The organism is Streptomyces sp. NPDC059743 (assembly GCF_042732975.1).
Classification (GTDB): Bacteria; Actinomycetota; Actinomycetes; order Streptomycetales; family Streptomycetaceae; genus Streptomyces.
Window position 1 is genome coordinate 17,950 of the sequence record NZ_JBHWGS010000012.1, and the last position, 21,505, is coordinate 39,454.

The 21,505-nt window shown below is 69.9% G+C and carries 14 protein-coding genes; 4 read left to right on the top strand and 10 right to left on the bottom strand.

What is annotated here, in order from left to right; all coding sequences use genetic code 11:
• The first annotated feature begins 36 nt into the window (after window positions 1–36).
• Genes ACFV6H_RS21705 through ACFV6H_RS21715 form a run of 3 tightly spaced genes read left to right on the top strand, consistent with a single transcriptional unit; the run spans window position 37 to window position 4,519 of the window.
• Entirely contained in the window at window positions 37–2,178 is a 2,142-nt protein-coding gene (locus tag ACFV6H_RS21705; protein ID WP_385544510.1) for a hypothetical protein, read from the top strand.
• On the top strand, window positions 2,175–3,536 hold the full coding sequence (locus ACFV6H_RS21710; RefSeq protein ID WP_385544513.1) for a hypothetical protein: 1,362 nt from the start codon (window positions 2,175–2,177) through the stop codon (window positions 3,534–3,536). The genes ACFV6H_RS21705 and ACFV6H_RS21710 overlap by 4 nt, the downstream gene beginning before the upstream one ends.
• Window positions 3,533–4,519 carry a hypothetical protein gene (locus ACFV6H_RS21715; RefSeq protein WP_385544516.1) on the top strand — a complete coding sequence of 329 codons (987 nt, stop codon included), beginning with the start codon at window positions 3,533–3,535 and terminating at the stop codon, window positions 4,517–4,519. Before ACFV6H_RS21710 ends, ACFV6H_RS21715 begins: the two co-directional genes overlap by 4 nt.
• A gap of 117 nt (window positions 4,520–4,636) precedes the next feature.
• Here ACFV6H_RS21715 and ACFV6H_RS21720 read toward each other — a convergent pair whose 3' ends face one another.
• The 5 genes from ACFV6H_RS21720 to ACFV6H_RS21740 all read right to left on the bottom strand — a co-directional run bounded on the left by ACFV6H_RS21720 (window position 4,637) and on the right by ACFV6H_RS21740 (window position 12,418).
• The gene (locus ACFV6H_RS21720; protein WP_385544519.1) at window positions 4,637–5,392 is read right to left on the bottom strand and encodes a hypothetical protein; all 756 of its coding nucleotides are present in this window, start codon (window positions 5,390–5,392) and stop codon (window positions 4,637–4,639) included.
• A 13-nt stretch (window positions 5,393–5,405) separates the two neighbouring features.
• Window positions 5,406–10,178, bottom strand: a complete 4,773-nt coding sequence (locus ACFV6H_RS21725) for a putative T7SS-secreted protein (protein WP_385544522.1) — start codon at window positions 10,176–10,178, stop codon at window positions 5,406–5,408.
• Window positions 10,179–10,181: 3 nt separating this feature from the next.
• Window positions 10,182–10,835: a hypothetical protein gene (locus ACFV6H_RS21730; RefSeq protein ID WP_385544525.1), complete on the bottom strand. Its 654-nt coding sequence runs from the start codon at window positions 10,833–10,835 to the stop codon at window positions 10,182–10,184.
• The gene (locus ACFV6H_RS21735) at window positions 10,835–11,278 is read right to left on the bottom strand and encodes a hypothetical protein (protein WP_385544528.1); all 444 of its coding nucleotides are present in this window, start codon (window positions 11,276–11,278) and stop codon (window positions 10,835–10,837) included. The genes ACFV6H_RS21730 and ACFV6H_RS21735 overlap by 1 nt, the downstream gene beginning before the upstream one ends.
• Before the next feature lie 147 nt (window positions 11,279–11,425).
• Entirely contained in the window at window positions 11,426–12,418 is a 993-nt protein-coding gene (locus ACFV6H_RS21740; protein WP_385544531.1) for a helix-turn-helix domain-containing protein, read from the bottom strand.
• Between the two features lie 181 nt (window positions 12,419–12,599).
• Here ACFV6H_RS21740 and ACFV6H_RS21745 point away from each other — a divergent pair, with 181 nt between their 5' ends.
• Window positions 12,600–13,640: an NAD(P)-dependent alcohol dehydrogenase gene (locus ACFV6H_RS21745; RefSeq protein ID WP_385544534.1), complete on the top strand. Its 1,041-nt coding sequence runs from the start codon at window positions 12,600–12,602 to the stop codon at window positions 13,638–13,640.
• A 63-nt stretch (window positions 13,641–13,703) separates the two neighbouring features.
• Here the strand turns inward: ACFV6H_RS21745 and ACFV6H_RS21750 are convergent, their stop codons facing one another.
• From ACFV6H_RS21750 to ACFV6H_RS21770, 5 genes are all read right to left on the bottom strand, one after another.
• Window positions 13,704–14,453, bottom strand: a complete 750-nt coding sequence (locus ACFV6H_RS21750; RefSeq protein ID WP_385544537.1) for a DUF2236 domain-containing protein — start codon at window positions 14,451–14,453, stop codon at window positions 13,704–13,706.
• The gene (locus ACFV6H_RS21755) at window positions 14,450–15,706 is read right to left on the bottom strand and encodes an MAB_1171c family putative transporter (RefSeq protein WP_385544540.1); all 1,257 of its coding nucleotides are present in this window, start codon (window positions 15,704–15,706) and stop codon (window positions 14,450–14,452) included. The genes ACFV6H_RS21750 and ACFV6H_RS21755 overlap by 4 nt, the downstream gene beginning before the upstream one ends.
• Window positions 15,707–15,797: 91 nt before the next feature.
• The gene (locus ACFV6H_RS21760; protein ID WP_385544543.1) at window positions 15,798–16,265 is read right to left on the bottom strand and encodes a hypothetical protein; all 468 of its coding nucleotides are present in this window, start codon (window positions 16,263–16,265) and stop codon (window positions 15,798–15,800) included.
• Between the two features lie 104 nt (window positions 16,266–16,369).
• Window positions 16,370–16,993 (bottom strand): helix-turn-helix domain-containing protein, encoded by a 624-nt coding sequence (locus tag ACFV6H_RS21765; RefSeq protein ID WP_385544546.1) that lies wholly within the window; start codon window positions 16,991–16,993, stop codon window positions 16,370–16,372.
• A gap of 439 nt (window positions 16,994–17,432) precedes the next feature.
• A complete protein-coding gene (locus ACFV6H_RS21770; RefSeq protein ID WP_385544549.1) occupies window positions 17,433–21,221 on the bottom strand; it encodes an Ig-like domain repeat protein in 3,789 nt (1,262 codons plus the stop codon).
• Window positions 21,222–21,505: the final 284 nt, after the last annotated feature.

A 21,505-nucleotide genomic window follows, 5' to 3' on the forward strand; every position in this document is an offset into this window, starting at 1 on the left:
TCTCTGCCACCGGGGATACGAAGAAACGTCGCCGAGGTGCGGGACGTTCTCGCGGATCCGGTGATCGGGGCGATCGATCCCGAGAACTGTGATGTGGTGTTCTCGGACAACGGTGACGAGGTCCTCGACCGGGTCGCCGAGGCGGCGGCCGAGGATGGTCCGCTCATCGTCTACTGGACCGGTCACGGAGCCCTGACCGACGGTGAGTTGTATCTCGCCGACCGGAACTCCGACGGTACCGACCTCGGCACATGGGTGTCAGCTCTTGATGTCGCCGACCGTATGACGTCGTCGTCATCTCCTGGTCGCGCCGACGGCGGCCGGGCCGATCGGCTGCTCATTCTGGACGTCTGCTTCTCCTCAGGACCCGAGCCCGGCCAGGTGCGTCCCCGTGGTATCCGGCGCGCTCTGGACCGGCTCGCCCGCGAGGGCATCGCCGTCCTCTCCGCCGTCGGGACGAGTGCGCTGGGCTACGCGGTCAACACGTACTCGACCTCCGTCTTCACCAGCCATCTGGTCACACTGCTGCGCGCGGGCATGAACTCCAGGGAGCGCACGCTCCATCTGGGCTCCCTGCACCGCCAGTTGGCCTCCATGCTGCGCAACGGCGGATATCACGCCGCCTTTCTGCGCAACGCCGCCGGCTACCGGTCGTCCCTCGTGCTGAACAGGGCCCTGAACGAGCAGGAGTCCACGTATCTGCCCGCGCGGCTGGCCGCCGTATCGCTGCGCAGGGAGAGCACACAGCGGCATGCCCTCGCTCTCGGGCTCGCAGCGCCCGCGCCATCGCCTGCATCCAGACCCGCATCCGGACCCGCGCCCTCGCCCGCATCCGTCGGCACCCCGCCCGAGCGCGGCGTCAAGCCGGTCCGGCCGGCCGAGGACGCCGGTGCGTTCTACAACGCACTGCTGCGCAGCGGTTGCGGCTTCTCGCGGTCGAGTACGCATCTGCTCCAGGAGCCGGGCTCGTGGGACGACGTACGGAACAACCTCAGAACCGTCGTGGACGAGAGCGACAACATGCTCCTCGTCTATATCGCCGCGCACGGTGTGGCCCGGATGGGCGACGGCGGGCTCGATCTGCTGCTGACGCTTTCGCAGGGCGCGACGGTGCCGCTGAGCGATGTGGTCGGTGAACTGAGCCGTTCCCTGGCGGAATCCGTCACGCTCATGGTCGACCTCAGCCGTACCGATGCCGCCGAGCACACCACCGGTTACGCCCGCGCCGGCGGCGGCAGCGGCGGCGGTTTTCCGCATTGGCGACGGCGGACCGGGCTCAGCTGCCTCGACATCACCTGGCGCAACTCGGCCGACGGTGTGCCGGTCACGGTTCCGGACGCGGTGGCGCTCGGCGGCGAGCCGCATCTCGCGATGCTCAGCGCTCCGAGACGGTCGGGCCTGTTCCTGAACTCCCTGCTCCCAGGCGGCAGAGTCGCCGAAGCCTCACCTCCGTGGGCGTTCGCGTCGCCGGGCCGGCACGTGTACGCCTTCGACCGTTCGGGCCCGCTCAGTCCCTGGAGTGCGCTGCTCCAGCTCACCGCTCCGGAGCTGCTGTCCCGTGGGCCGCTCGCGGAACGGGCCCTGGACTGGTCGGAGACGGAGACGGAGATGGAACGGTTGCTGCCGACACCGGCGACACAGCCGACACCATCAGCAGCAGAGCCTGCACACTCACCGCCATCCGCTCCAGCTCCCGGTGCCACTCCCGGTGCCGGTCCGTCGAACGACGAACAGCCCCCCGACGGCGGCGCCCCCTCCGGCACCCGCCGTCCACCCGCCGCCGACCGGCCCCGCAAGCGCGGCCATCGGGCCCGCTTACGGGTTCCCGACGACGCGCTGCCCGCCCGGCCCGGCGCCGAGATCACGCTCACCTTCGATCTCCAGCCGCTGGACGAGCCCTGGGAGCCCGATCCGGCCACCGACGCGACGGACGAGCGCCCGCTCGACATCACCGTCCGCATGGACGCCTCGTCGGCCGAGGTGAGTCCCTCGCTGATGCATCTGCGCCTCACGGACGCGCGCGGGACCGCGCCGGGTGACTTCCGTATCACGCCCACCTCCGCCGGGCCGGTCAAGCTGTTCATCGACGTCCTGCGCCGTGTCGACGGTGCCGTGATCCAGGAAATCACGGCCGAATTGCCCGCCCTCGACGCGGAGGACCTGGAACCCTCACGATGACGCGGGACATATCCTTCAATACTGGTTTCGACGGATTCGACGATTACCGCGAGGTGCCGAGGTCCAACGGCGGAGTCGCCAACCGGACCATCCATCTGTTCTTCGAAACGCGCAACAGCGCACCCGACACCTTTACCGTACGTATGCACGGTGACGCCGTTCCCTACGACGGAAACGGCGAGTGGCGCGGGACCATGCGCCGTAAGCCCTCGGAGATCGCCGCCGCGGTCCAGACCGCGCTCTCCTGCTGGTTCGACGGTGTGGTGCGCTACCGGATCCCGGAAACCCGTAACTCGTACTACTACGAATCCCTCCCGGTCGAGTCCTTCGGCGCCGCGACCGCCCAGGAACTGCTGCGGCCCGTCGGTCTCAAACTGGCCAAGGCCGGCCATAAGTTGCTGCAATTCCTGTTCACCGAGGGCGACGACGGCCTGAAGAGATTATGGGAGTCCCTGAAGGGCGCCCTGCGCCAGGGAGAACAGATCATCACGGTCCACTCCGCGGATGTTTTCATCCCTTGGGGAATGCTCTACCTTCCGCCGGATCCGGCGACGAAACTCAACGGCAAAGACGCGAAGTGGGAGCCCGGCGGATTTCTGGGCTATACGCATCTGATCGAGCACAGCACCGGGCATGCCGAGGGATATCACCATGTGATCAACGAGGACGGTGACGCGCTGCGGTCCGGGCTGCACTTCGACACCCGTATCCAGAAGCCCGGAGAGACTCCGGCGATCATCGACACCGTCCAGGGCCTGATGGAGCGGCACTCCGATGTCGCGCTGCGCACCTCCAAGGACGAGGTGGAAGAGGCCTTCTGCGATCCCGGTGTGAATGAGCACGTGCTGCTCTTCGCCGCGCACGGCAGCGCGCTCACCTTCGATGCGAACGGTCCGGTCGAGGCCCGTGTCGTCCTCAGCGACGACGAACCGATCCGCTCCTCCGATTTCGAGTACTGGCGCAGCGAACGAAGCGAACGCATGGCCAGCCCGCTCTGTTTCATGATGGTCTGCGCGGGCGGCAGAGCGACACCGGCGCTGCACGAGGGACTCGGGCTGGCGCTGCTGAATCTTGGCGTCGGCTGTCTCGTCGGACCGCAGATCGACATTCCCAGAAAGTTCGCGAGTGACTACGCCTGCCGATTCTTCGAGGAGTTCTTCAGGCCGGGCACCCGGGTCGCGCCGATAGCGCGGAAGCTCGCGCGGCACTATCTGGACGAACAGGCGACACCGCTCGGGCTGGCGTTCACGCTCCTGCGCGGTTTGGACAATCACATAGCGGCGGATCCGGCGGAGGCTGCTCCGGCGGAGGCTGTCGCAGCGACGCAAGCCGTTCCGGAGAAGGCGGGAAATCTATGAGACCCATGGTGGATCTGCTGGATCTGGACGATCAAGGGAATCTGCTCGACCCCGACGGGCAGCATTCGATCGTCCCCCGCGATGACATAAACGCCGTACTGGAAGAGCGTCTTCATCTGGACGAGGGCGCGACGGACATCTTCGTATACGTGCACGGCTGGCGCACCTCGAAGAAGCGGTCCCGGAACTCCGCCGGGCGGCTCTTCGAGCTTCTCACGGAGCTGTACGAGAAGCAGCCCGCGCGGTATCCGGAACTCGACGGATTCCGGCCGCATTACATCTGCGTACGGTGGCCGTCGTACGGCGGCTACAGCACCGTCAGGGACCGCGCCGCCGCCGTGTCGCGCGAAGGGCGGGCCGGCCGGGTGCTCGCCGGGCTGCTCGGCTATCTCAACGACCGCCGTACGCTGCCCGAGCCAGGACCGGACATCCTGCGGAACGTCCACGGGCAGTATCTGCACTGTGTGGGCCACTCCTTCGGCGGCCGGTTCCTCACCACCGCCATCATGGAGACGAGCGCACGTCTGCTGGACGGCGGTCCGGACACACTGTCCTGGCCCTGGCGCGACGAGAACTACCCATGGACGGTGGACAGTCTGACGGTCTTTCAGATGGCCGTCCCGGCCGACGCCTTCGCCCATCCACCGTTCTCCGCCCTGCTGGAGCGGAACATGCTCAACGCGCCGATCGCGTTGACGTTCAGCCCCCGCGACCGCGCACTGGGCCGCTGGCACCGGCTGGCCGAGGGCGGAGCGAACGCCGTGGGCTTCCGCGGGACGACAAAGGCGGCCGGCCCGGTCCATACGACACTGCTGCGGCCCACGACCGTCCCGTACGAGTTCCCCGATCCCCCGGCCAGGATCATCAATGTGAACGCCAGCCGCCATTACCGCAGCACGCTCGGATTCGCCGGAGCCCACTCGGACTACTTCCATCCCGAGTCGGCCCATCTCCTGCTCTCCCTGGCCGCCGCGGCCCGCTGACGGTCTCCGTCAATCTCCGCGTCGATCTCCGCTTCAATCTCCGCGCGATGAGTTCGGCGCCGCGCAGCGCCCGTCAGGACGCCGCGCAGTGCCCGTCAGGACGCCGCGCAGTGCCCGTCAGGACGCGTAGTCCTCGACCAGGCTGCTGATGAGTGCAAGCAGGGCGTCGGCTCGGTGGCGGTCCTCGCGCTGGGTCCGCAGGGCCTGGTCGAGCGCCCGGAGCCGGGCCAGGGCGGCCGGCTCCCGGTCCCTCACCTCATCGAGCAGCGGCGAGGTGACGAGGTCCATGCACGCGGTGAACAGGAGCCGGGTCGCCGGGACCGAGGGAGCCGGGTCAGGGGCGGCGAAGCCGGTGGTCAGGTACCGCGCGGGGTCGGTGAGGCTCCAGCCGACGACGGTGGCGCCCTGGACGAGGAGCGCCACGTCGGGGGCGATGCCGATACGGGCCTCCAACGGCGCGTCGAGGACGTCGAGGTCGCGCAGGCAGGTGAGTACGGTATCTCCGGGGGCGCGGCAGAGCTCCGTGCACATCTCCAGCCGGAAGTCCCGGACCTCGTCCGCACGAAGCCCGCCCGGGCGGACAGGGGGCGTGGCGGGGACACGGGCGGAGTCCTCGGCATCGGCGGCCTCATCGGGCAGCTGAAGCTCGGCGCCGACCAGTTCGAGGCTCCCTTGGTCGAACCGGAGCTCGTCCGGGATGTCCCACAGCCACGGCTCACTGCCGAAGGTGTCCCGCAGGAACCGATGGCGTTCCTCCACGTTCGCATACTCCGCGATGCGCACACGGAAGTCCCGGAAATCGAAGCGCGGGGTGATGCTCAGCGGATCGCCCGTCACCGTCGCGTTCCAACTGTCGTCGATGGTGAGTTTCATGGTGAATGCCGCCTCATCGGATCTGCACTGCGGGAGCCATGTAGCCGTTCTTGGCTGGAATCCTGCCCTCCACCACATCCGCATGCGTAATCGGCCCACCGGGGTCGGTGGGCAGGCCGCCCAGCGCTGTGGCCCCGGAGTCGCCCTTGATGCCCGACGGGCCGTATGCCGTGATGACATTGCCTGCCCCGACACGGTCACTCCGGACCACCACGATGTCCTCCCCCTGCCGGAAGAGCAGGTTTCCGCTGTTCGCCGTCGAGTGGTACACCGCGTCCGGCTTCTTGAGGACCTCAAGGACCCGCTCGTCACTGAAGCCGTGGTCTGAATCCGCGTGGTAGTTGCCAGCCTTCTTCATCTTGTCTCCCTGCGCCCTCTCGATGACCTCGTCCATGGCCTTGAGGGCGTCTTCCCTGGCCTGCTGGGCCTTCTCCTCCTTCGTGTACTTGGGCATCAGGCCCAGCGGGTCGCACCCGGTGTACGGGTTGTCCACGTAGGCGACGGGATTCGGCGCGGGAGCGAGGCCTAGGGGGTCCGGGGAGGCGTAGCGGCCGGTTTGCGGGTCGTAGTGGCGGAAGAGGTTGTAGTGGAGGCCGGTCTCGGGGTCGTAGTACTGGCCGGGGAAGCGCAGAGGCGTGTACGTGCTGCTGCCGCGGGCCCAGGCGGTGGTGCCCCACAGGGTGGCCTGGGAGCGCCACGCGATGTCGCCGGACTCGGCGATCAGTTCGGTGGGCGTGCCGATGAGGTCCGTGGCGATGGCGAAGAAACGGCGGTCGATCTCCTCCTGGCGGTCGTCGGCCGTGAGAATGCGCTCGGTCTGGGCCAGGGGGACGTCGGCACGGTGGTCCCAGGTGAGGGCGACCGTGCGCGGGACGCCCGGCTGGTGGCTGGTCTGTTCGCACAGGGTGAGGCCGTCCCAGGTGAAGCGGACCTCCTCGACCACGCTCTCGCCGTCGGCCGCCAGGCGCTGCTTCGCGCTGCGGCGGCCCAGGGGGTCGTAGCGGTACCTCCACCGTGTTCCGTCGGGCGTGGTCACGGAGGTGAGGCGGTTCTCCGTGTCCCACGCGTAGCGCCAGGTGTCGGGCTTGCGGGAGAGGCGGGTCTTCTGCCGGAGGGTGAGACGGCCGAGGGCGTCGTGTTCGAAGCGGACGCCTCCGGCGCGGGTGATGGTGGTGCCGGTGTAGGCGCGCGATCCGGTGGCCTCGCTGCCGGGGTGGCGGGACGGCCAGGACGCCGAGGTCTGGTTGCCGGCGGCGTCGTAGGCGTACCGCTCCGTCCAGCCCTGGGCGTGGACGGCGGTGACCCGGCCCGCCTGGTCGAGGTCGAAGGTGCGGGTGCCCGACAACTGGTCCGCGATGGAGGTCAGATGACCGTCGGCGCGGTAGGCGTAGGCGCGGCTGTTGACGGCGCGCGTTCCGGCGGTGATGTGCTGCGCGGAAAGCCGGCCGGCCTCGTCCCAGGCGGAGGTCACGGTGACGGCGTCGCCGAAGACGCGGGCGAGCTCCCGGCCTGCGGCGTCGTGGGTGAAGTCGACGTGGTGACCTCCGCTGGTCAGGCGGTGGCGCTGTCCGCCGGCGCCGTAGGCGTAGGAGGTGACATGACCGGTGGGTGTGGTACGGCATTTACGGCGGCCGAGTTCGTCGTAGGCGTAGACGACGGGACGGCCGTCCACCAGCTCGGTCTTGACGTGGCCGCGACGGTCGTACTGGTACCGGAGTTCGCTGTCCGGTCCGACTGCCTCCACCAGGCGTCCGGCCCTGTCGTAGGCGTAGGCCGTCACCCGGCCGTCGACGTCCTTGCGGATCACCTGGCCGAGCTGGTCGCGGACGAACGAGATGGTCCCGCCGAGCGCGTCGACACGGGCGGCGAGCCGTCCCGCGGCGTCCACCCGGTAGGTCAGCGTGCGTCCGTCGAAGTCGGTCTCGGAGACGATGTTGCCGGCCGCGTCGTACTCGTAGGTCCAGGTCAGCCCCTGCGGGTCGGTGACGCGGGTGAGGCGCAGGGCGGCGTCGTGCTCGAACTCGTAGCGTGCGCCGTCGGGCCGGGTGCGGGCGACCGGCAGATCGAAGTGGGTGTACTCGAAGCGGGAGACGCCACCGGACGCGTCGGTGTGGGTGAGGCGGTTGCCCTCGCCGTCGTAGGTCCACGACTCCGTGGCACCGTCGGGGTCCGTGCGGTGCGCGAGCTGCCCGTCGACGTTCCATCCCAGCCGGATGACTCCTCCCACCGGGTCGGTGACGCGGACCGGGCGGCCGAAGGCGTCGCGCTCCGTGCGGGTGGTGGAGCCGGCCGGGTCGGTCACCTCGACGGGCAGCCCTGCCGCGTCGCACACCACGCGTGTCGTGGCTCCGAGAGCGTCGGTGACCGAGGTGAGCCGGCCTGCGTCGTCGTAGGTGTAACGGGTGATGGAGCCAGCCTGGTCGGTGACCGCCGTGCGGTTGCCGCGTTCGTCGAACTCGTAGACCGTGCGCGTGCCGTCCGGCGCCACGATCTCCACCGGCAGACCGAACGGGCCGCGTACGATGCGCAGTTCGCTGCCGTCGGGGCGAGTGGCGGCTAGCAGCCGGCCCTCCTCGTCGTACGAGAAGGCTGTCGTGAGGCCCAGCGGGTCGGTGCGAGTCAGCAGATTGCCGCTCGTGGCGTAGGTGAAGCGGATGGTGTGGCCGAGTGGGTCGGTGGTGGCCAGGACGCGGCAGCCGGCACCGATCAGATGGCGGGTGGCACGACCGTCGGCGGTGGTGAGCGTGGTGGTCCGGTGGCCGGTCCCGGGGTCCGGTTCGGTGTACGCCAGGGTGATCTGGACGTGGCCGGCCTCGCCGCCCTCGGCGATGACGCGGTCGCGGTCGTCGTAGACGTAGTCGTAGCGGCTTGCGTTCGAGTCGATCCAGGCGATGACACGGCGGCGGTCGTCGTAGACAAAGGTGGTGGTGGCGCCGGAAGGCCGGGTGACGGTGGTGAGGTTGCCGTCCTCGTAGCCGTAGCCCATCAAGGGCAGGTCCGCGCCGTCCTCGCCCGCACCGGCCAGGGACAGGGCCGTGACCCGGCCGTCGGCGACGGACAGCTTCACCTGGTGGCCCGCCGAGTGGACCAGGGCCAGCGGCATGCCGTCGGCCGTCCGGTCAAGGGTAATCGTGTGGCCGTTGCGGTCGCTGATCTGCGCGAGCCACGCCTCGCCGTCGTAGCCGGGCTCGGCCCCGGACGGCGCGGTGAAGTGCCGTACCAGCCCGGAGTCCGGATCGGTGACGGTGTAGTCGCCGCTCTCCTCGCGGGCCAGAAGGTGCCGTGAGGTGCCGGACCCGGGCAGGGTCGGGACACCGGGCACGGGATGCGGGTAGGCGAGCAGCAGGCCGTCGGCGGTGACATGGACGACACCGTTCGCGTCGACCTCCAGGCGTTCGTCCACCGTCGAGGACCAGGACGGGCCGAAGAAACGGCCCGCCCGGTAGCCGGATTCCACCCGGCGGGTGAAGACCAGCGGCAGGATGCCCGGGAGTTCGACATCGGTCTGCGGCAGGAACATCCGGCCCGAGGCCAGGTCCACCGGGTCCGTGCCATCGGTGGTGCGCTCGTCGGGCGTGCGGTCGTGGGTGCCGTCCGGCGCGTCATCGATCAGTCTGCGGGCGCGGTTGGCGTCGGCGGCGGCGTCCGCCGCGTCCATCGCCAGCCGGGCGCCCTTGACACCGGCTCCGCCGCCTCCGGTCGCGGCGGTCAGCACCAGATCGGGAACGAGCCGGCCGAAGCCCTCGGCCGGGTCCTTCATGAAGTCGGTGACCATCTGACGGCCCGCGCCCCACGGGTCGTTCGCCACCTGCACCAGCCCGGCGGCGGTGCTGTTCAGCGTGGTCAGATACTCCGCCGGATGCGTGATGTTGTACGGATCGGTCGGGTTGATCCCGCGTACGAACGTGACCAGACCGGCGGTGCCCTTGACGATGCCCGCGCCGAAGTGGGTCCGCATCACCTCCAGTTCGTCCATGCCGTCCTGGACCTGCTCGGCGTACGAAGGTTTCGGCGGGGCCGCGTCCCGTGCCGCCCGTACCGCCGTACGGGCCGTCTCCGCCGCCGAGTTGCGCTGCCGCCGCGCCTCGGCCAGGAGCTCCTGCGCCTCCTCCATCCGTGCCCGGCCCGGATCGGTGAACTCGCCTGGCCGCGCCGGCAGGGAGGAGGGATCGCGCTGGTCGGCGGGCTGCGCGTTGTAGCGGTCGGCGGCCTGGTTGTACGCGTCGACGCGCGCGTTGTGCGCGTCCCGCGCCGACTCCGACGCCTCCGTACCCGCCTTCCACATGTCGATCGCGGTCTGCGCCTGCCCCTGCGCCCACTCCACCGTCCCCGCGAACGACTCCAGCGCACCGGCCGCCTGCTCGCACGCGTCCGCCGCCCGCAGCCACTTCGGCGGCTCGATCGACACCGTCTCCCGGAAGGCGTCCGCCGCCTCGCCCTGGAGCGCCTCCGAGTCCAGACCGCGCAGGCCTTCGCCGACCTCGGTGAACGCGCCCTGGAAATCGCGCAGATGGGAGGCCGTGCTCCGGATCTTGCCCGGACTGCCGTAGACCAGCTTGGTCCTGTCCTCGGTCTGTCCAAGATCCAGCTCATCGACCTCGGCGCCCATCCGGTTGGCCAGCGAACCGGACTGCTCACGCACCCAGTCCGCGCCGGACTGCCAGCCCACGTCGTCCAGCCGGTCCGCCGTCCACCGCCCGGCGTCCTCGATCCGGTTGCCGGCCCACTCGGTGGCGTCCTCGACCGCGTCCTCGATGACATCCGGGACGAAATCACCGATGCCCATGGCTCAGCTCCCCCCGCCCCCGTTGCCCTGCTGCCGCTGCTGCTGGGCGCGTTCCTCGGGAGACGGCCCGAACGTGTCGTCCAGTGCCTGGTCGAAGGCCTCCTGATCGACTCCGAGCATTTCGTTAAGAATCCGCGACTGCCGGCCGCCCTGGCCCTCCGTCAGCACCGTCCGCCCGGTGTCCCGCCAGGTCTGCGCGGCCTCGTCGCCCGCCCGTTCGAACGACTCCGCGCTGTAGTCCGGGCTCAGATAGTCCGGTGTGAACACCTCGCCCCAGCTCTGCCCGGTGATCTCCTCCTCGGAGGCATGCGGATTGCCGACCGCCGCGTTCACGGCGATCTTGAACGTGCCCTGGAGGTACTGGTCCTCCTCCCACACCAGCCCGGCGGCCAGTCCGAGTGTCGAGGCGATCGTGTTGGCGTCCTGGACGAGCGCCCGTACGCCCCACTCCCAGCGCTCGCAGAAGTCCTCGAAGTCCGCCGACAGACCGTGGTGTCCGCTCTCCATCCCGGTCATCGACAGGTCGGAGAATCCCTTGCCCAGCACCGCGCCCGTACCGGTGCCCACATCCCGCAGCTCGCCGACCGCGGCCCGCAGACCCTCGGTGATCCGCCGGACACTCTCCTCGTCGAACCGCAGATCCCCGACGCCGCCCATCAACCACGCACCCCGCGCGGTACGTCGGCGTCAACGGCGACCGCCTCCGGCACGATCCCCGCCACCGGCGGAAACAGCATCGACCCGTCCGGATCGGCGATATTGACGGCCACCCCGGCCGGTACACCCATCGCCGGAACGATCTCGTCCAGCAGCCGCGCCCCGCGCAGCTCAGCGAACTCCCACTCCCGGCCGGCGAGCTGCCCGTCGCCCTGGTCCCGCTGATCCCGCTGATCCCGCACACGCGCGAACCGCGCCAGCGCCGCCTCGTCCGTAAATCCGCAGATCCAGCGCACGCCGCCCAGCTCGGCGGTCCACAACCCGCCGCCGTCGAACGGCACCAGCACCAGTGCCCGCCGTAACTCCCCCACCAGCGCCCGTGGATCCCCTGTCCCGGCCCGCCGCTCCGCTATGCGCTCCTCAAGCGCCGTCCCCGTAGCCACCCCGGCCCCCCAAGCCCCGCTGTCCGCCGACCGCCCATCGGCCCGTGCCCATGCCCGTACCCCGTGAAGACAGAACGACTCGCGCGGAAAGACGGTTCCGGACCGGTCCCACGTACGGTCGGGTTCAGGTGCGTGTCGCGCGTTCGTTCAGGTGCGTGTCGCGCGTTCCGGGTGGGTGGCGTCCGGGCCCCAGCTGGCGAGGAGGCGGAGGGCCTCGGCGGAGGGCGAGCCCGGTTCGGCGTGGTAGACGACGAGGGACTGCTCCGCGTCGTCCGGCAGGATCAAGGTCTCGTACGAGAGTGTCAGCTCGCCGACGAGCGGGTGCCGCATGCGCTTGACGCCGTGGCCCTTCTCCTTGACGTCGTGCGTGGCCCACAGCCGCCGGAACACCTCGCTCTTCACGGACAGCTCCCCGACCAGCGCCGACAGCTCCGGATCGTCCGGATGGCAGCCCGCGTCCAGCCGCAGATAGCTGACGATGTCGGTCGCCTTGGAGTCCCACTCCACGAACAGTTCGCGGTAGGCGGGCGAGAGGAAGACCAGCCGTGCCCAGTTGCGCTCCCGGACCGGCAGCTCTCCCCAGTCCTCGAAGAGCGCCGCGGCCGTCCGGTTCCAGGCGAGGATCTCGGAGCGCCGGCCGCCGACATAGGCGGGCACGCCCTCCAGCGAATCCAGGAGCGTGCGCAGCGCGCCGCGTACCTGCTGGGGCCGGGAGGACGTCTGCCGCTTCTTCTTCGGCTTGGGGCTCGCGAGATGGACGAGATGGCCGTGCTCGGCGTCCGTGAGCCGCAGGGCACGGGCGATCGAGTCGAGCACCTCGGCGGACACATTGCGCCCGTTGCCCTGCTCAAGCCGGATGTAGTACGCCACGGACACTCCGGCGAGCTGGGCGAGCTCCTCGCGCCGCAGGCCCGGTACGCGCCGGTGCCGGCCGGCGTCGGGCAGCCCGACGTCCTCCGGCTTGAGCCTGGCCCGTCTGGTGCGCAGGAATTCGACCAGCTCCGCCCGTCGGTCGAGCGGCTCCGGTGCGCGGGACCTGGCTGAGACACGGGACTCGGCCGAAGCGCCGGACCCGGCCGAGGCCTCGAACCCGGACGGGCCGCCGGACCCGGACCCGGACGGGATCGTCTGATCGTCCATGCCTCCAGTATTCCTGGCCTATTCCTGGTCGTACGCATATCAGCCTGATCCCGTCAGTAGTACGACCGCTGGACGTACGTAAAGCGGTGATCTGGGCAAACGAAGGCGCGCGGGCGAGGCTGGGGAGCGTGCCCGGACAACACGGTTGCGGGCACGGAAGAGTTTCCAGGAGACCTCAGGCATGACCACCGTTGCCGCATACGCCGCTCCCGCCGCCAAGGCACCGCTGGAGCGCACCACCATCGAACGCCGCCCGGTGGGCGAATTCGACGTCCTGATCGACATCAAGTTCGCCGGGATCTGCCACTCCGACATCCATCAGGCCCGTGACGGCTGGGGCGCGGGCATCTTCCCCATGGTCCCGGGCCACGAGATCGCCGGTGTCGTCGCGGAGGTCGGCCCCGGCGTCACCAAGTTCGCCGTGGGCGACCGTGTGGGCGTCGGCTGCATGGTCGACTCCTGCCGTGAGTGCGAGAACTGCCGGGCGGGCCTGGAGCAGTACTGCCTCCAGGGCAACACCGGCACGTACAACGCGCTCGACAAGAACGGCGAGCCCACCTACGGCGGCTACTCCAGCCAGGTCGTCGTCGACGAGAACTTCACCGTCCGCATCCCGGACGGCCTCTCCCTCGATGTCGCGGCGCCTCTGCTGTGCGCGGGCATCACGACGTACTCACCGCTGCGGCACTGGAACGCCGGTCCCGGCAAGAAGGTCGCGGTCGTGGGGATGGGCGGCCTCGGCCACATGGGCGTCAAGATCGCGCACGCGCTCGGCGCCGAGGTGACCGTGCTCAGCCAGTCGCTCCGCAAGAAGGACGACGGTCTGCGGCTGGGCGCCGATCACTACTACGCGACCAGTGACGAGACGACCTTCAAGAAGCTGCGGGGCACCTTCGACATCATCCTCTCGACGGTCTCCGCACCGCTCCCGCTCGACGCGTATCTGTCGCTGCTCAGGACGGACGGCGCGCTCGTGAACGTGGGCGCTCCCGAGGAGCCCGTCTCGCTCAATCTGTTCTCGCTCCTGGGCGGCCGTAAGACGCTCGCGGGCTCGGGCATCGGCGGAATCCGGGAGACCCAGGAAATGCTGGACTTCTGCGCCGAGCACGGCCTGGGCGCGGAGATCGAGCTGATCGGCGCGAGCGAGATCAACGAGGCCTACGAGCGCGTCCTGGACAGCGATGTGCGCTACCGCTTCGTGATCGACACGGCGACGATCTGAGACGCGGCGCACATTCTCCGAGCTGCGGCGTGGTGCCCGGAACCGGCTGGTTCCGGGCACCTCTCATTTTGTGCTCCGGCCGGCTCGGACGCGGGCTCGGGCCTTGGAGCGGAGTACGTACGTCACCAGGGCTCGGACCGGCGCCGGTGGGCGGCGGACCTGGAGCGTTCTGCTCAGCGAGGCGTCCAGCAGGGACGCGGCCACCGTCGGCGCGAGTCGCGCCAGGGCGGACGGGAGTCGGGCCGCCAGGAGACCGTGGCTGGCCGAGTGCCAGAGCGCGCGGGCCTCCTTCGTGGGCGCGAAGTGACGGGCCTCGTAGCCGCGCATCCAGCGCTCCACGCCGTCCAGGCCGTCCAGATCGCCGCCGCCCGGAGGCTCGGACAGGTCCAGCGCGTCCGACAGGCCGAGATGGAACCCGTACGCCGCCGCCCGTTCCTCCTCCGTGACCGGCCGGTGGCCATGCGTGTCGATGAAACGGAGCGGGCATACGGTGAAGCAGGCCAGGACGTAGTGCATCAGCTCGGGCGTGATGTCCGGCCGGTCGTGGATCCGGCGCAGCGCGTCGACGGTCGAGCGTCCCTCCGGGCTGTCCAGCCCTTGTCCGATCAGCGTGAACATGGCGACGCCGGTCGCCTTGGCGCGGGCGCGCGGCTCGCTGGTCATACGGCCCGTGCCGTACAGCACGCGGGCGATGTCCGGGATGCCGAAGGTACGGATGAAGCCCAGGGCCAGTCCGACGCGGGACTCCTCGGGCATCGTCTCCAGGACGAGCCGTGCGTAGGCGTGGTGCGTGCCACGCGTGCCCGCGGTCATCCGGCCGCGGTGGCGACGGCCAGCGCCTCGCCGGTCAGCGGCGCGTAGAGCCGGCGGGCGACCCGTACGAGATGGGCCCGCTCCTCGGCCGGTTCCGCGTCCAGTCCCGGCAGCGGCACCTGCTCCTCGCGCGGGAGTGGCGGGATCCCGGCGTTGAGCGCGTCGACCGCGAACCGCAGCGCGGTGGCGACGATCAGGGCCGCGCGGTCCGCCTCGTCCAGCCCGGCCCGTTCCGCCGTCGCGGTGGCGGCGGTGACCACCGCGGGATCGACCCAGGGCCGCAGCGTGAGCTGGCCGTCGCGGATCTCCAGGCCGCGCCTGGCCGTACGCCACTCCAGATCCCGGAACGCCAGCCGCTCGGTCCAGGGCGACGCGGGCTCCTCCAGCGCGAGGCGCTCGTCCGCCCGGTACGCCAGGTCCCACAGCGGGCGCAGGGCCTGGTAGTCGCGGCGCCGGCGCCGCCAGGCGGCGACGGCGGGCCCGGCGAATCCTGCCGTGATCAACACGGCCCCGAGCGCGGCGAACACCGGCCCGAGGGCGGTGCTCAGCCACTCCGTACCGCCGATCTCCGCGAAGGCCGCTCCGATCGCGATCAGCTTGCACACGACATAGCCGCAGGCCACGAGCCCGCCGGCGGCGATCAGCCGGATGCCGCGGCGCAGCGGTCCGTGCGGCAGCCGGGAGGCGTGCCCGAGACAGACCCGGCTGATGTCGAGCAGGGCGAAGCCGAACAGGGCCTGGTAGAGGACGAGGAAGAGCGCGATCCCGGGAATCGTCGCGAAGCTGGTGTCGAAGGTGAGCGGAGTCTCCGGGCTGTCGGCTCCGCCCGTGAGGAACAGGACGATCATCACCGGCGCCAGCACGGCGAACACCGCGAGCCGCCCGCGCACCTGACGCCAGGTGTCCGCGCCCGCCGCGTCCCACACCCGCTCGTCGGCGCGCTCCTTCGGCGGAGTCCACATACGGGCCAGCACCACGGCGCCGGCGGAGAAGCACGTGATACCGAGATAGACGAGCAGAGTCGCCAGATTGCCGCGGTGCGCGATCCGGTCGATCAGCCGGTAGAGCACCGGCGCGGCCACCACGAACGCGGTCGACGGAGCCGCGATCGTCAGCGCGACGACGAGCAGTCCCGGCGACGGATCCCGCCGCCAGGCGCGTATCTTCAGTCCGGCCACGATCCAGGCCACCGTGCCGATACCGAGATAGACGATGTTGAACGGCGTCTCGGACACGAACGGTGCCTCGGACACGAGCGGCGCCTGGGACACAAACGACGCATCGGATATCTCGAACGCTGCCTCGGATATGCCGGAAACAGCCGTACCGGATGCGCCAGTTACGTCAGACATGCTGCCCTTTACGGTGTTCCAGCGCGGGCGCCAGTTGCGAGGTGGTCCCGGCGCCGGGCGCCAGTACGAGCGTGCGCGTCAGCTCGGCCCCCAGGATCTCCGCCTCCTCCTCCGCCGCGCCATCGTAGTGGGAGCGGCCGAGCACCAGCCGGATCATGTCGGCGTCGATGGTGGGCAGTTGGACCTCGGCGGCGGTCTCGTCCGGATCCGGAGGCTCGGCGAGATGCCCGCACAGCAGATGCGCGAGTTCATGGCAGATGATGTGCGCCTGGTGCAGGCCGGAGGTCTCCTGCTCGAAATGGATCACATCGGCGTCCGCGCGGCGTTCCACGAATCCGGACGGCTCGCCCAGCCGCATCCGCCGCGGTACCAGCCGTACGGGACGTCCGGCCCGTACGGCGACCGCGGCGCAGAGCTCCTCCACCGTGCTCATCTCCGGCAGATCGAGCTGTCGGACCATGGCCCGCATCCGGCGGCGGGTACGTCCAAGATCTCGCACGTCGTTCCCATCAGCCGGCCGCCAGTGCCCCAACGGCGTTTGCTGGTACTCAGTCACGTACTCGGTCACGCTTCCGGAGCCTCGGCGGCCCTGGGAGCTTCGGAAGACTCGGCGGTCCCGGGAGCCGCGGCGGTCCCAGGAGCCTTGATGGTCCCAGGAGCCTCAGCGGCCCCAGCAGCCTTGGCGGTCCCAGGAGCCCCGGAGGCCCCGTCGCCCTCGGAAGCCTCAGCGCCCTCGGGAGCCTCCGGCAGTCCGACCGCCTTGCGCAGTTGCTCCACCACCGTGAGGGCGGCGTCCTGCATCGCCGGAGGCAGCCCGGCCGCCCGCATCGCGATCCGCTCCACCCGGGCGTCCCGCAGCGCCTCTATCTTCCGCAGATCGCGCTCCACGGCCCGTGCGGTGGCGGAGTCGCTGAAGTAGTTCAGCGGTACGCCGAAGAACTTGGCGATCTTCACCGCGTTCTCCAGGCTGGGCTTCTGGGTGCCCTTGCGGAGATTGCCGATATAGGTGCCGCTCAGACCGGTGCCTTCGGCGATCTCCGAGTCGCGCCAGGGACGGCCCAGATCCTTCGGGTAGATCACCGAGATCACGCGCCGGAAGCGGGCCGCGAAGTCCAGGGAGCCCGTCGGCTCCTCCCCGTCGCCCGGTCGAAGAGCCGACGCCTCGAAGCGTGGAGAATCGGTGGCCATGGGCCGGATCATAGGACTCTTCGGCCGTCAGCGGGGATCTTGCCGTCGCACCGGATTACACGATCGTGGCGAGTAGGCGGGTAACAAGCCCGTCGAACCGTGAATCACCGTCAACTATCCATCCGGCAATCAACTTTAGTTGACTTATCCGCGGGACAGGGCGCAGGATCGAGAGCGCTGGCGCAGCACCTCAAGGCCGTTCCCCGGCCGCGCCCGGCATCACGGGCGCTGGGCGCCGCTGCCCCACGGGGGTGGGCAACAGTGCCCGGCGCCGGGGCCCTTCGGCCGATGCGCCGGGCACGGACGCGGACACGGAAGTGACGCGAAAGTGGGGGAAGGCGCCCACCGGCTCCTCCCCCCACTCCTCTCGCGGCCCTCGTCTCACACGCCCCTCAGCAAGCGGGCGTCAGAGCGTCAAGTCCGCTCAGGTCCGCTCGGATCAGGTCAGCTTCACCTGCTTCTTCGGCGAGGTGCTGCCGGAGAAGTTCTTGTCTCCCGCGTAGACGGCGGTGACCGTAGCCGTGCCCTTCACGTTCGGCAGCTTGACGGAGAAGCTGATCACGCCCTTCTTGGCGGCCGTCAGCGTGACCTTGGTCGTGGTCGTCTTGCTGCCGACCTTGGCCGTGACCGTGATCGTGCCGGTCGGATAGGCGGCGCCGCTGTGGCCGCTCACCGAGACCTTGACCGACTCGGACTTGCCGTGCGCCAGCGTGGTCTTGGAGAGCGTCAGCGACGTCGTCGTCTTCGCCTTCACGACCGTGAGCTTCTGCGAGGCGACTCCGCTGGGCTCCACGAAGTCGGTGCCCAGATACTGCACGGACACCGTGTGCGCGCCGACGGAGAGCGACGCGGGCAGCTTGAACGTGCCCGCTCCGGACGAGCCGACCTTCGCCGTCAGCGATCCGGTCCCGTACGAGACCTTCACAAGGCCGTCGCTCGCTCCGGCCACCGAGAAGACGCCGGAGACCGGGTGACCGTAGCTGATCGACTTGACCGTCAGCGCCATGGCGATGGCGCTGCGGCCCTTGGTCAGGACGAGCTGCACCGGGTCCGACGCCGAGGTGTCGGCCGACGCCGTGCCGCCGAAGGCCGCGGTGAAGGTGTGGGTCCCGGCCTTGAAGCCGGCCGGAATCCGCAGGGACGCCGTTCCGCCGGTGGCCGCGGCCGTACCGAGGACGGTGGTGCCGTCCCGGAAGGTGACCGTTCCGCCGTCGGAGCCCGCGCCGGTGACCGTCGCCGTCAGCGTGACCGCCTGGCTGATCCCGGGTGCGGCCGGGTTGAGGGCGAGCGCCGTCGTGGTGGTCGCGAGGACCTGGACGCCCGCCGTCGCCGTATAGCCGGAGCCCGCGCCGACCGCGCTGATCGTGGCGCTGCCGTACGGCTGGTCGGCCGGGACGGCGGCCTGGAAGGACACCGTGCCGTCGCTCGCCGCGACCGCGCTGCCGAGTACGGCGGAACCGAGCGTGAACGCCACGCTCTCGCCGTCGCGGTAGCCGCTCCCGGTGACCGTGACCGTGGCGCCCGGCTCGGGCTTGGTGTCGGCGACGGTCAGCGCGCCCGGCCGGGAGAGCGCCGCGTACTCGGCGCAGACGTCGCCCTGGACGCCGACCACGGGCGCGGGCGTCGCCGTCCCGGTCAGGCCGTCGTCCTCGCGCACCGTGATGGTGCCGAAGTCGCCGCTGCCGAGCACCGCGTTGGTGGAGTTGGAGACGCCGACCTTGTAGGCGGTGGTGGGCGTCGCTCCGGCCGCGGTGTCGCCGGACGCCGGGATGTCGACCACCTGGCAGGTCGTACCGGGCGCGAAGGTGACCTTCTGGACGGCGAGTCCGACCTTGCCGGTCGCCGAACCGACCACCGTGACATAGGCGGAGACCGGAGTGGCGCTCGTACGCGACAGATAGACCGCGGCCTGGGCGGCACCCGGGCCGTTGCCCTCCTCGGTCCTGGTCGACGCGATGTTGACGGCGGGACGGCCCTGCGGACTCGGCGTACCGAGGCTCTTGTTCTCGAAGACGAGATCCGAGAGATAGACACCGCCGGTCGCGGTGGCGTCGGCGCCGGTCGCACCGGTGAAGGTGACCTTGGTGATGTGCTTCAGATCGAGACCGGCCTCGGCCAGGGTCGCGGTCGGGACCGCCACCTGCTGAAGGACGATCTTGCCGAGCTGAGTCGCGCCGCTGGCCGGCATCTTGGTGACGCCCCAGGGATTGAGGGCGGAGACCGGGCTGCTCCAGCTGTGCCCGGCGGAGTCGGCGACGCTCAGCGTCATGTCGGTGCCCGTGACGACGCTCTCGTCGGGCGACATGTGCACGGTCATCTCGTCGTAGCCGGACACGTTCTGCTGGGCGGACGGGAGCGTCACACCGAGCGCGCCGGTCGTCGCCGTCCAGGTCAGATGGGTCATGACGTTCAGCGGTACGTTCGGTGCGAACGAGGCCGGAGTCCAGTGCGGCAGCTGCTGGTTGGTGAGCGTGCTGCCCGGATTGGTGCAGAGCGGATACGGCTGCGGCACCGTACGTCCCGACTTGCTGGCGCAGATCACGGCCGTGGCCGTCGAGGTGGTGCCGATCAGCGGGCTGGTCTTCTTGAACGAGGTGATGTCACGGCGGGCCGAGGACGGCTGCTGTGCCACCGTGCGTACGTCCGCGAAGGCGGCCACCGACGGCGGTGTGAGCTGCGAGCCGTCGAAGTAGCCCTTGAACTGGGTCCGGCCGCGCAGAGTCGCCTCGAAGAAGCCGGATATGTACGCCGCGCCCAGCTTGTACTGCTGCTCGGCCGTGATCCGGAGGTTCTTGCCGGAGGCCAGGGCAGCCGCGCTCGTACCGCACACCGGGTCCGCGGTGTTCGACCAGTCGTCGGAACCGCCCGGCGAGGGCGGTGTCCACTGCGAGTTGAAGAAGTTGTGGTCGGCGCCCATGACCCAGAAGTTGGAGCGCAGCACATCGTCGGAGAACGCGTCCCGCGAGTCCGCGTAGAAGTGCTGGCCCTGCTGGTCGGAGACATCGCCGTCGCAGTACGGCAGCAGCGTGGTCATGACCACGTCCGGCAGCGTCGTACGGGTGAAGTCGACCGGTGCCAGCGGGAGTACGGACTTGATCTGCCACGGGTTCGGCAGAGCCGCGTTGAGAGCACCCGCGGAGACGACGCCCTCGCCGCCGCGTGAGTGGCCCATCAGCCCGATCGAGCTGAAGTCCATGGAGCCGACGAGCTGGGCGGCGGTCACCGTGGAGTCCGGGTAGGTGGCCTTGCCCGCGGTCAGCGCCTGCTCCAGCGTGACGTCCTGGTCGGTGACCGCGTCGTGCTGGACGACGGGCTCGCCCGCGTTGGCCTTCTTCAGCATGGTCAGCGTGTCGAGCACGAGCTGGCCTCGGCTGGCCGCGCCGTTGTCCGGCGAGAGCTGGTTGTCGTTGGCGTTGATGGCGTTGGCCGAGATCGACACCACCGTCACACCGTCGGCCGCCAGCGCCTCGGCGGCGGCGTCGTAACCGGCGTAGCTGAGGATCGGCGCCGTGCCCGCCGCACAGGGCCAGCCGCTCGCGCCGCGCAGCGTCGTGAGGTTGTAACAGGAGCTGTGGCGGCCGTGCAGGAAGACGGCGACCGGGTGCGGCTTGCCGTCGGTCGGCAGATAGATACGGCCCTGGAACTCACCGCGGATTCCGCCGATGTCGGTGAGCGGGATCGACTGCGCGCCGAAGTTGTAGTCGGCGATCGTGTACGAGCCCGTGCCGATGGTGGTGGGATCGTCGGCCGTGGTGTCCGTGCCCTCGTCCGCCACGAGCGCCTTGGACTCGGTGAGCTTCTGCGCCTTGGCCTGGGCGGAGGGCGACAGCAGGCTGGTGGGCCCGGTGGCGGTGCTGTCGCCGCCGCTGGACCACTGCCAGCTGATGTCCTTGGCCGCGGCCACCGAGTCGTCGGCGGTCGTGACCGTCAGCGTGTGCCCGTCCGCGGACTCCGTGGCCGGACCCAGGTCCGTGCCGTCCGCGACGAGTTCGGGCGCGTCGTTCTTGACGGGAAGAGGCGTGTCCAGCTCCAGCGACACGACATATCCGCCGGCGGCCCGGGAGACGGTCCATCCGTCGCCCGAGCGGACCACGGGTGAGTCGGAGTCCGTCGCGGCGGACGCGACCGGCGCCCCGAGCACCGACAGCGCGCTCAGCGCCATCAGTCCCGCGACGCCGGCGGCAAGCGGACGCAGCCGCGCCGTCCGCATGGGTCTTGGTATGTCCACGAGTGCCTGACCTCACTTTCGAGCACGCCGACGACAGCCGTCCGCGTGCGACGCGTCCGAGGACGCGATGCATCGATTGATCGAGAGCCGGGCAAACGTTCACATCTCATCCATCTTTATTGGGTAATGAAACCCAGATGTTTCATATTTTTGATCTCTACGTCATCGAAAACGGACTGAACGATGACGTACCAGATATGTCGCCCATCCGCCCTGACCTGCGCTTTCGTGAAACGCGAAACAAAGGCGGAACGCGCCCTTCCGGGCCATGAGTTGCCTGGAGT